Origin of the sequence: Desulfofundulus salinus (assembly GCF_003627965.1) — a bacterium.
GTDB classification, from domain to species: Bacteria; Bacillota; Desulfotomaculia; order Desulfotomaculales; family Desulfovirgulaceae; genus Desulfofundulus; species Desulfofundulus salinus.
In genome coordinates this window covers 431,985-442,335 of the sequence record NZ_RBWE01000001.1, presented here as the reverse complement: position 1 = coordinate 442,335, position 10,351 = coordinate 431,985, and the positions used below count along the sequence as shown (strand labels likewise).

The window sequence follows — 10,351 nt, the reverse complement described above, 5'->3', positions numbered from 1 at the left end:
CTTCCCGTGGTCAACGTGTCCAATCGTCCCAACGTTTACGTGGGGTTTGGTCCGCTCAAATTTGGCCTTGGCCATGATCCTCTTTCCTCCTCCTTAAAACCCACTTTTTTACACACTTCTAAATTATTACCACTTTTCTTTAAATCATGCAATAAACCACAGAACTCAAAATTCGCTAAAGGGCTTAAAATTCCTGCTCCCAAAAATAAAAATCACCAGCTTTTGCACTGGTGATTTTCTGGTGGTAGCGGCGCAGGGACTCGAACCCCGGACACAGCGGGTATGAACCGCTTGCTCTAACCAACTGAGCTACGCCGCCATGAGCGGAAGTCAGATGTCGGATGTCGGATGTCAGAATTGCTTTCCACCTGAGTTCCCCTGTCGCCAAGCGGCTCCTTCCAACCTCAGACCTCCGACTTCTGACCTCTGAAATTGGAGCCACTAACCGGGATTGAACCGGTGACCTCGTCCTTACCAAGGACGCGCTCTACCGACTGAGCTATAGTGGCATTGGTTGCGGGGGTAGGATTTGAACCTACGACCTTCGGGTTATGAGCCCGACGAGCTACCAGCTGCTCCACCCCGCGTCGGCAAGTTATATTATAACACAGAACCGGAACTTTTCAAACCCTTTATTTGAAGAAGTCCGGTCCTGAGTATAAGCTGGCATTTGGTGGAGGGGGCAGGATTCGAACCTGCGAAGGCGTCAGCCGGCAGATTTACAGTCTGCTCCCTTTGACCACTCGGGAACCCCTCCACGAGAAAGGCACTGGAGCCGGCGATGGGACTCGAACCCGCAACCTGCTGATTACAAGTCAGCTGCTCTACCAATTGAGCTACGCCGGCATGGCTCACTTGCTTCAGGCGCAGTTATTATAATAACAGAAAACCCCGGTCGTGTCAATACCCCCACCGCAGCCGTGTGATCCGTCTGTGATATTGTCAGGGTAAAATCCGTCAGTGAAAATGTCAGTATGAAGGAGATGGTTACCCTGTCGCAGACGGAACTGAAGCGGATGCTGGTTTTGCAGCGGGTTCTGGAAGGTCAGATTTCAACCTTTGAAGCTGCCCTGGTATTAAGCTTAAGTGAACGTCAGGTATACAGGCAAAGTTCAGCAGGTAGCCGGTCTTCCCGTGAAACGCCTTTAAAAATAGTATAGCAAAAGAAGGTTGATGGCAGAAGGTGTCGAATTTTTGCCAATCAAGACCCGGGAATAATTCCTTATCTCCCTGCCCAAGCTAATGCTAAACATTTTTACTATAAGGAGGAAAATCCGTTGTCCCGATATGCTAAAGCAACCGTGGCACTTATAATGGCTGTAATTGCCGGTGGATTTTACGCCGGCAGGATGTACCTGGCGGCGGACAATCCAAAATCCACTGTCGCTGGGGTCTATTCTTCCCAGCCTGCGGGGGAAAAAGCAACGGCAAATATATCCCCTTCACAACCGGCAAAAAATGAGGCAAAGGCTCAAACCCCGGAAAATGTTAATGAAAAGAAAGGTGCCACCGGCGATAAAAAGACCGTTCAGACCACTACCTCCTTGTCCAACGCACGCCGCGGTTGGGGCATTAAACGCAATGACAAACACCAGCAGCCGGAAATGCCCAAAGCAATCCGCGACACCCTGGCCCGGTATGACGCCTACTGGATCGGCAGTCCCGGTGAAAAGGTGCTTTACCTGACCTTTGACGAAGGTTACGAAAACGGCTACACGGCTAAAATACTGGACATTCTCAAAGCCAACAACGTCAAAGCCGCCTTCTTTGTGACCGGGCACTACGTCAAAACCCAGCCGGAGCTGGTCAAGCGCATGGTGGCTGAAGGGCACATCGTGGGCAACCACACCATGAATCACCCCAGCCTGCCCGACATCAGCGATGAGGAGATCAAGAAAGAGCTGCAATCGGTGGAAGAACTTTTCACAAAGCTGACGGGGAAGAAGATGAAATACCTGCGCCCGCCCAAGGGGGAATACAGTGAGCGCACCCTGGCCGTAACCAGACAACTGGGATATTACAATATTTTCTGGAGCCTGGCCCTGGTGGACTGGGTACCCATGCCCGGAGGTCCCCAGGAAGCCTACCAGTCGGTAATGGATAACCTGCACAACGGGGCGGTAATATTGCTGCACGCCGTATCCAGGGACAACACCGAAGCCCTGGACCGCATCCTTAAAGACGCCAGGGCCCAGGGGTACACCTTTAAGACGCTGGATGATCTGGTAGCGAAAGAATCTTAGTGATTTGCCGGTACTAAAACAAGGGCCTGGCGCAATTTGAATAACGCCAGGCCTTTTGTGCGGCATTACCGCTTCAGATTTACCTGGTAATCATAGACCATCCGGGAAATCTCCGCAATGCGGGCAAATCCTTTATCCACATCCGTTTCCCCTCTGGACAGCACCACCAGGATGTAAGGGTGTTCGGCAAAAACAATCCCGGCATCGTTGGCCACACCCCAGACATCTCCTTCCTTATGGGCCACCCTTACCTCCGGCGGGAGCTTGCCGGGCAGACCCACGTGATAAATGGGGTTGGCCATATCATCCAACAGGCGTTCTCCCAGGGCAGGATGCTCACGGCTGAATTCCAGCACCGCCTCCATATACCGGCCCATGTCCCGGGCAGTGGTGATATTCTCCCCGCCGGGGAACACGGTTTGCCCGCCCAGGTCGCGCATAAACCGGGCCACGTTGTCCTTACCCAGGTGGCGCACCAGCATGCGGTAGGCGATGTTGTCGCTGATGGTTATGGACAGGTTGGCCAGTACCCGCAGGGAATAGCTATCGCCGTCCCGGGCGGAAAACTGCAGGATACCGGCTCCCCCTTGATAGTCCTGTTTGCTGTCATAAACCACCCGGTCATCCCAATTCAACTTGCCCTGGGCGACGAGATGATTCAGGTACAGGACCACGGGCACCTTCACCGTGCTGGCGGCGGTTATGGGCTCATCACCGTTGATATCAAAGCTGGCCCCGGAGTGCAGGTCCTTAAAGTAGATGCCGTAAACTCCCGGCTGCTGGGCCAGGTAGTCTTTCAGTTGTTCTTGCAGCGGCTGGTAATCCGGCACCTGCCGGAAAGACCAATCCTTATCTCCGGTCGCCTGCGCCAGCGAAACATCCGGGTCCGGACCGTTTAAAGAACCTCCTGTACCCGCGACAAGAAACGGCAGGGCAATTAAGAACATCATTATGCTTAACAGGCGACGTCTCTTCATTATCCACATCCTCCTTCCCGAACGCAAAAAAAGAGCCGGCAAAGGCCGGACACTTATGAATGCTTTAATTAGAGGACCTATTTATTGATAAGTGTAAATGAAATTATGTTCGCAGTGCAAGGTAAAATTTCTGGCAGGAGTGGTATCAAACTTCAGACCCTGTTTATAACATGGCGCAGGGACTTTCCGCTCAGAAAGTTAATGATCTCTTCTGTGATTATCTTTGCCGCCCTAACTGGTGCAGCTTCCGTCTTGCCTCCCAGGTGGGGGGTCAGGACGACGTTGGGGAGGGTAAAAAAGGGATGATCCGGCGGCGGGGGCTCCGAAATTAAAACATCCAGCGCCGCAGCCCGGATCCTTTTTTCCTTTAAAGCGCGGTAAAGGGCATCCTCATCCACCAGTTCACCCCGGGCGGTATTGATCAAGCAGGCCGAGTTCTTCATCAGCGCCAGCTGGGGTGCGCCAATTAAGCCTATTTTTTCGGGAGCGGGCCGGGTATGGAGGCTGACAAAATCAGAAGCTGACAGGAGTTCTTCCAGAGTTACGGGCCGGCCGCCCGCGGCAAGAATTTCAGCGGGATTCACATGGGGACTGTGTACGAGGAGGTTCATACCAAAGGCCTGCGCCCGGACCGCCACCCGGCGGCCCACATGCCCGAAACCGATAATGCCCAGGATCTTCCCGGCCAGTTCTACTCCCTCCAGCCGGCTGCGGCAGTCGTACTGCCAGGCGCCGGCCCCCAGGCGGCTTACCAGACGGCAGGTCTCCCCCATATTGCGGGCCAGAAAAAGCAAAAGGGCCATGGTTAAATCGGCGGTAGAGTCGGCCGCCCGCCCCGGGGCATGCACCACGGGGATCCCCCGGCTTAAGGCCGCCCGGACATCCACATTCACCGGGTGCGCCCGGGCACAGGCAATCAGGCGCAACCCGGGTGCGCCCTCGATCACCTCTCCAGTCACAGGTGCCTTGTGCACCACCAGTATGTCGGCCCCGGCCAGCTTACCGGCCAGCTCCGCCGGAGATCCGTAAAATTCCTTGACCACTCTTCCATCCACCGGGGCGGGGTCAATGCATTCATGCTCCAAACCCATATTCAATACTGTTATGGCCACCGGCCACCCGGCCAGCGCCGCCGGCAATTCCCGGCGCAAAGCCCCCGCGGTAAGGGTCCCGTCATCCACAAGATACAGGTGCATGGCAGCGCCCTCCCCTTTATTGCTCCCAGGGTTGGAAATTCGTTTTCCCAATTGATAAATCCTGCCAGATTATATTTAATGAAAGCAAAAAGGCGGCGAGAACTTCTCCCACCGCCTTCCGAACCGAAAAATTTTTGGAACCACGAACTTTAACAGCCGGTAGCCTTTTCAGCCGGCTGGAGCACTTTTTCTTCCGCAAACAGGTTGGGAGTAGAGTCACCTTTGAAGAAGTTGCGTCCGTAAACCAGTAAACACATAATTATTCCTGCACCAAAAGCATAAGCAGCACCCTTGGCCAGCAACACACCGCCCACAATGCCGGCAATACCCAGATCCTTGATATTTCTGGATTCTTTAACACCCACATAAAGGGAAACGAATCCCTGGATGAGCATGGTCAGGGAGAGGGCCACCGGCAGAATTGGTCTTACCAGGCTGACTATAGGTAAAATAAAGTAACCCGTCAGAGTCCCGAACCGGAAAGCACCTACCCCACCAATGGAAGAATCCATGGCCGCCCGGCCATTTTTCCACCGTTCATAGGTCACCACGGTCATAGCCGCCCAGATTGGGCCGCACATGGAGATGTCGGGACCGAGAATACTCATTCCGGCGTTACGCAAACCAACTACCAGGTGTGCCCGGCTGGGGTTATAGTCCACCGGATCGTCCGGCCGGAATTTTTGAGCATCCCGGATAATGGCCTGACACTGGACGGCGTCTCCAAATATCACTATATAAGCCGCCAAAACAAGGGGAAGAGCTTTAATGTAATAGTCAATTGACGGCCAGCCAAGTTTACCCCAGGGCACCCAATCGGTCCACAGGGTGGCAAAGTCGGGCCGGGAAATACCCCACTCAATGGCCGGGAAGCCACTTTCCTTGACCAGAGCTGCTACAAATACCGCCAGCAAGATAGATGGTAAAATACCCAGGTTGGAAATGACACGGGCAATTTTGTTTCTTTCCGCCAGCTTTTTAAAGGATTCGGCATACATCATCCAGAAAGCCAGACCAATGGCGATGGTAATGGTAATGGGGAATTTTTCAAAACGCCCTCCTTTTTGGAAAATCATATAAATGGCCGAAATACCGGCCCCGATAATCACTCCCGATTTAATGGCGGGGGGAATGGAAGCAATTACCCTGTTGGCCAGTCCCGTAATGCCTAAAAAGATGCACCACAATCCCAGCAAAAGTTCAAAGGCAATTAACGCGTGCATGCGTTCCGGCCCTGCCGGATAGCTTGAAACATAGGCTATAAGGAGCGGTATAGCGGGAGTTACCCACCCGGGTACCACAGGGTCGCCCAACAGGGCATGCAAACAATATAAGATGCCGTTTAACACCACAATGGCCAGGGCTACCTCAAAGGGCATGCCCAGGGTATCCTGCAAAACGGGGATAATGGACAGGCAGACGGCACACATGACCAGCCCTTGAATGTAATCCGCCCACTCCCAACGGTAGTGCACCCCAGGCAGTCTCATTTTAAAGGGGCCCAAAGGCCAGTACGGCACTTCGACACCATCTGGTCTTATAGCCCGCCAGTTTTTCATCTTTTTATTCCTCCTTTTTGTTCTTTTTAAAACTTCTTGCCTTTAAAATGCCCTTTCGTAGATTTCCCTGATGTCGTCCACCGTGAGCTTCCTCGGGTTGTTGGCCAGCAGGCGGGTCACTTTAATGGCACCCTCGGCCATACCCGGTATGGCTTCGGCAGTTACACCGAGATCGCGCAGATGCAAAGGAATTCTAACATCGGTGGACAGCTGTTTAATGGCCTCAATGAATTTACCGGCCGCCTCACGGTCAGACAGGTCCTCCACCTTTTCACCCATGGCCAGAGCCATAATCTTGAACCTGGGCAGAGCTCCGAGCAGGTTTGATTCCATGACATAAGGCAGCAGGACGGCATTGGCTACACCGTGGGGAACATGGAACTGGGCACCCAGGGGATAGGCTAGCGCATGGACGGCAGCAACACCGGCGTTGGCGAAGGCAATCCCTGCCAGCAGGCTGGCCATGGCCATGTTCTCCCTGGCTTCCATATGCTCACCGTTGGCCACCGCGGTACGCAGGTGCCGGGCAATGAGTCTTATGGCTTCCAGAGCCAATGTATCGGTAATGGTAGTGGCATTAACGGAGATATACGCTTCCACGGCGTGGGTCAGGGCATCCATACCGGTGGCCGCAGTAATGTGGGGAGGCATGGTAACCGTTAGCTCCGGATCCACAATGGCCACTTTGGGGAGAAGGTACGGGCTGACCACTCCCTTTTTCAGCTGTTCATCAACATCGGAAAGGATGGCTATGGGCGTTACTTCGCTGCCCGTGCCGGCCGTGGTCGGCACGGCAATTACCGGTATACCCGGATTGGGTACCAGGTTCACGCCAAGGTAGTCTTTAATGGTACCGGGGTTGGTCATCAAAATAGAAGCGGCCTTGGCCACGTCCATGGAACTGCCTCCACCCACCGCCACCAGCAGGTCATAACCGCCTTCTTTAATGGCCTCCTGGCATTTGGTCACCACCTGCAGGCGTGGTTCGGGTTCCACTTCGCTAAAAACCCCTACTTCCAGACCGGCGGGAGCCAGGGCCTCTTTCACCTTGTTCACCAGGCCGGTTTTTAAAAGTACGGGGTCGGTAACCAGCAGGATTTTGGTGGCGCCAAGGTTTTTAGCCTCATCGGCAATCCGACCAAGGCTACCCCTACCGGTAATGATTGTGCTTGCCGTCCAGAAATAGCTTACTTTCACATCATGCACCTCCAGAAATTTTTCTGTCGGTGCTGTAATTTTTCAAATTTCATGCCTGCTTGAAATTTCTTGCTTTCATGGCCGTCAAGCCTTTTAATTTCCCGGCTTGATTCCCGCCGCTCTCCCTTTTATCCTCTGACACCTGCCTCTGGATGCAGCAAGATTGCGACAAAAAACGCGCAACTCTGCGCGTTCTTAAGAAAAGTATTTTTTTATTTTCCGGGCCAGGGTACTCCGGTGAATACCCAGCGCCCGGGACGCCTCCTCTTGCGTGGAATATACCTGCAAAGCATGCTGGATAAGATCCTTTTCGAATTCTTCCAACGCCTTTTCCAGGTTCTCCGGAGTTTTAGGCGAAAAGCAAGTGGTGGATTGCTCTACCTGTGCCTCCAGTTCCCTGGCTACCATGTGGGCAGTAATTTTTACTCCGCTACTGAGAACCACCAGGCGCTCCATCAAGTTCTGCAGCTCCCGCACGTTTCCCGGCCACCGGTAGCTCTGCAATTCCCGGCAGGCTTCCGGGGTAAGAATCTTTTTTATATTGTAGCGGTCCAGGTAGAGGTTAAAAAAGTGGCTGGCCAGGGGGATAATATCCTCCCGCCGGTTTGCCAGGGGAGGAATGTAAATTGGTATGACATTCAACCTGTAGTATAGATCCTGACGAAAACGCCCCTCACGCACCAGCCTTACCAGGTTCTGATTGGATGCAGCCACAATGCGCACATCTATTCTTTCCGGTTGTCCACTACCTAAAGGGTATAATTCCTTATTTTGAATCAGCCGTAATAATTTCACCTGGGCGGAAAGGGGCACCTCACTAATCTCATCCAGAAACAGGGTCCCTCCCTCGGCAGCCTTGACCAACCCGGGATAACCTTCCCGCCGGGCACCCGTAAAGGCCCCCGGACGGTAACCGAATAATTCCGCCTCAAAAAGTTCCCCCGGAATGGCAGCCGCGTTTACCACCATAAAGGGTTTGTGCTTCCTTGGACTGTATTCATGGATAATCCTGGCCACGACTTCTTTGCCGACGCCGGACTCGCCCTGGATCAAGACGGTGGCGTCGGAATACGCGGCACGAATGGCCCTGTTCACCACCTGCTTCATGGCCTCGCTTTCCGCCACCACAGTTCCAATGCCTTCCAGTTCCACCAGGTGATTTGCCTGGGTCGGCCCGTTTACTTTCTTTCCTTTATTGTTTCGTAACGGTTTCACCGTAGTTACTACCAGAAGAATTTTACCCTCTTCGTCAAAAACGGGATTTCCGGTTACCATCACTTTCTGGCCGGTTTTAAGCACGTGCTGGGGAATGGTAACGGAGCGCCCCTGTTCCAGTACCATCAGAGAAACCGACCGGTCGAAGTAGCGGTTATCCACCAGTTCATTCATGTTGCGTCCGAACAGTTCGTCGCCATGCAGGCCGGTTAAACATTCGTAGGCACTGTTCACGCCCAGGGTATAAGCCTGCCCGTTGGTGTAGTAAAAACCGGTTTCAGTATCGGTAACACGTAACGACCTGCCCTGATAATTCCCTGTCCTTTGTTTGGACCCCGGGGTATTTTTTTCTAAAAGATTTGTCTTATGTAAAGCGAGTATATGATCGCTTCCATCTTTCCAACATTCCGGCAGGTAACGAGAAAGGCCTTCTTTAAAAAGCATATGCTTTCTCCTCCCTCCCCGATAAGTTACGTTAAAAATATTTAGACACTTCATAATTTCGACATTGCAATATGATTTCCTCCAGCTCAACCAGCGAAAAACAAAAGGCAGGTTTTGCCTGCCTGCGGTCCGTAGATATAAATGCATCATTTTACCTTCATATCTTCGTGAAAGAAGGGAAGACAGGTTACCAACCAGAATATGAGTATCAGAAAAAAACCGGTGCAATAAAGGAAAACCAAAAGGGCACAGGTCTTCTTAGAAGCTTTTGGGGAGGGTTGCAAGCGAGGCAAATTATGAATACCGGCTACTTGTTTACGCTGATCAACCTGGCCGTTTTTCTGGATACCGTGTTGTACGGCATCATCGTCCCCGTGGTGCCCTATTACGCCACCAGCGTAGGTGCTTCCACCACCGAACTGGGGCTAATTTTTGCCGCCCTTTCCGCCGGCCTCCTGCTGGCCAGCGTACCCGCGGGGCTGGCCTGTGACCGGTACGGCTACAGGCCGGTCATGGTTCTGGGTATGGCTGGCCTGACCATATCCACGCTAATTTTCATAATTTCCCGCTCGGTCTGGCTTCTGGTTATCAGCCGTTTACTCCAGGGAATAGCCGCAGCGGCCACCTGGTCTGCGGGCCTGGCCCTGGTGGCGATCCTGTACCCGCCCCATCTAAGGGGACAAAAAATGGGGATAGTCATGACCAGCACCGGCCTGGGTACCATTATCGGCCCGGTGCTGGGCGGTACTCTTTACCAGTTTGCCGGTTACGCCTTCCCCTTTCTGGTAACGGCGGGCGCAGGGGCTTTGCTGACCCTTTTGCTCTGGTTCAGCCCCCTGCCGAGAAACAGCAACCCTGCCGGGCGGCAGCAGCCGCCCTGGCAGCAGTTTTTATTCAACCGGAACATTTTCTGGGTAGTGTTAATAACCGTCACGGGCAGCTTTGGGTTTGGCATGCTGGAGCCCCTTCTGCCCATTGACCTGCAAAAACGTTTTGGTCTCGGCAGTGCCGGCGTGGGACTGCTCTTTGGCGCCTTGAGCCTCTCCTTCGCCCTGTTCCAGCCCCTTTTCGGGATCCTTTCCGACCGGCTGGGACGTAAACCTCTGATCGTAGCTGGATTGATCAGCACGGCGGCCACCGTGCCGTGGCTGGTGGTGGCGCCAAATGTTAAACTGGTAACGGCGACCATGGCCCTGCTAGGCCTTACCACTGGGGCCTACTCCACCCCCGCGCTGCCTTTGCTGGCGGAATCCATGGAGAAAATTCACCCCAAACACCCCACGGACGGAAAGACAGGCCAGGCAAACGGCCTTTACGGCACCACCTACGGCATAGCCAATACCGCCTATTCCGTGGGGCTGCTCGCCGGTCCCCTGGTGGGCACTTTCCTGGCCCAGCGCTGGGACGTCCTCACGGTCATGCTGCTCTACTCCGCCCTGCTGGGGGCCACTGCCATAGGAGTGATGGCCCGCCTGCAAGAAACGCTAAAGGCAAAGAAAATCCTGTCTTAAGCTTTCCAA

General features: G+C 53.7%; 9 protein-coding genes and 5 tRNA genes. 4 read left to right on the top strand and 10 right to left on the bottom strand.

Annotation, left to right across the window (positions count from 1 at the left end):
• A partial coding sequence (locus D7024_RS14910; RefSeq protein WP_207666879.1) for a hypothetical protein occupies positions 1 to 234 on the top strand: 234 nt, incomplete at its 5' end.
• A gap of 8 nt (positions 235 to 242) precedes the next feature.
• On the opposite strand, the gene D7024_RS02255 is transcribed toward D7024_RS14910, so the two are convergent.
• The 5 genes from D7024_RS02255 to D7024_RS02235 form a co-directional block, all read right to left on the bottom strand.
• A tRNA-Met gene (locus D7024_RS02255) sits at positions 243 to 319 on the bottom strand.
• A gap of 114 nt (positions 320 to 433) precedes the next feature.
• Positions 434 to 509: transfer RNA gene (locus D7024_RS02250), tRNA-Thr, on the bottom strand.
• Positions 510 to 511: 2 nt separating this feature from the next.
• Positions 512 to 587, bottom strand: a tRNA-Met gene (locus D7024_RS02245).
• A gap of 84 nt (positions 588 to 671) precedes the next feature.
• A tRNA-Tyr gene (locus tag D7024_RS02240) sits at positions 672 to 757 on the bottom strand.
• A 13-nt stretch (positions 758 to 770) separates the two neighbouring features.
• Positions 771 to 846 (bottom strand) — tRNA-Thr (locus D7024_RS02235).
• A 128-nt stretch (positions 847 to 974) separates the two neighbouring features.
• On the opposite strand from D7024_RS02235, the gene D7024_RS02230 reads away from it, so the two are divergent.
• Positions 975 to 1,160 (top strand): hypothetical protein, encoded by a 186-nt coding sequence (locus D7024_RS02230; protein ID WP_207666878.1) that lies wholly within the window; start codon positions 975 to 977, stop codon positions 1,158 to 1,160.
• A gap of 117 nt (positions 1,161 to 1,277) precedes the next feature.
• Positions 1,278 to 2,243, top strand: a complete 966-nt coding sequence (gene pdaA / locus D7024_RS02225) for a delta-lactam-biosynthetic de-N-acetylase (RefSeq protein ID WP_207666877.1) — start codon at positions 1,278 to 1,280, stop codon at positions 2,241 to 2,243.
• Positions 2,244 to 2,308: 65 nt separating this feature from the next.
• Here the strand turns inward: pdaA and D7024_RS02220 are convergent, their stop codons facing one another.
• The 5 genes from D7024_RS02220 to D7024_RS02200 form a co-directional block, all read right to left on the bottom strand.
• Positions 2,309 to 3,220, bottom strand: a complete 912-nt coding sequence (locus tag D7024_RS02220; RefSeq protein ID WP_121450350.1) for a serine hydrolase — start codon at positions 3,218 to 3,220, stop codon at positions 2,309 to 2,311.
• Positions 3,221 to 3,372: 152 nt separating this feature from the next.
• Positions 3,373 to 4,416 (bottom strand): NAD(P)-dependent oxidoreductase, encoded by a 1,044-nt coding sequence (locus tag D7024_RS02215; protein ID WP_121450349.1) that lies wholly within the window; start codon positions 4,414 to 4,416, stop codon positions 3,373 to 3,375.
• A gap of 149 nt (positions 4,417 to 4,565) precedes the next feature.
• Positions 4,566 to 5,975: a solute carrier family 23 protein gene (locus D7024_RS02210; protein WP_121450348.1), complete on the bottom strand. Its 1,410-nt coding sequence runs from the start codon at positions 5,973 to 5,975 to the stop codon at positions 4,566 to 4,568.
• A gap of 42 nt (positions 5,976 to 6,017) precedes the next feature.
• A complete protein-coding gene (locus D7024_RS02205; RefSeq protein ID WP_121450347.1) occupies positions 6,018 to 7,172 on the bottom strand; it encodes an iron-containing alcohol dehydrogenase in 1,155 nt (384 codons plus the stop codon).
• 195 nt (positions 7,173 to 7,367) lie between these two features.
• The gene (locus D7024_RS02200; protein WP_121450346.1) at positions 7,368 to 8,831 is read right to left on the bottom strand and encodes a sigma-54 interaction domain-containing protein; all 1,464 of its coding nucleotides are present in this window, start codon (positions 8,829 to 8,831) and stop codon (positions 7,368 to 7,370) included.
• A 71-nt stretch (positions 8,832 to 8,902) separates the two neighbouring features.
• On the opposite strand from D7024_RS02200, the gene D7024_RS02195 reads away from it, so the two are divergent.
• A complete protein-coding gene (locus D7024_RS02195) occupies positions 8,903 to 10,342 on the top strand; it encodes an MFS transporter (protein ID WP_121450345.1) in 1,440 nt (479 codons plus the stop codon).
• Positions 10,343 to 10,351 lie beyond the last annotated feature (9 nt).

Bases quoted from the DNA above. Each gene is read 5' to 3' on its own strand.
- D7024_RS02230 (WP_207666878.1), top strand. From the start codon at position 975: ATGAAGGAGATGGTTACCCTGTCGCAGACGGAACTGAAGCGGATGCTG.
- D7024_RS02195 (WP_121450345.1), top strand. From the start codon at position 8,903: ATGATTTCCTCCAGCTCAACCAGCGAAAAACAAAAGGCAGGTTTTGCC.
- D7024_RS02210 (WP_121450348.1), bottom strand. From the start codon at position 5,975: ATGAAAAACTGGCGGGCTATAAGACCAGATGGTGTCGAAGTGCCGTAC.
- D7024_RS02215 (WP_121450349.1), bottom strand. From the start codon at position 4,416: ATGCACCTGTATCTTGTGGATGACGGGACCCTTACCGCGGGGGCTTTG.
- D7024_RS02220 (WP_121450350.1), bottom strand. From the start codon at position 3,220: ATGAAGAGACGTCGCCTGTTAAGCATAATGATGTTCTTAATTGCCCTG.
- D7024_RS02200 (WP_121450346.1), bottom strand. From the start codon at position 8,831: ATGCTTTTTAAAGAAGGCCTTTCTCGTTACCTGCCGGAATGTTGGAAA.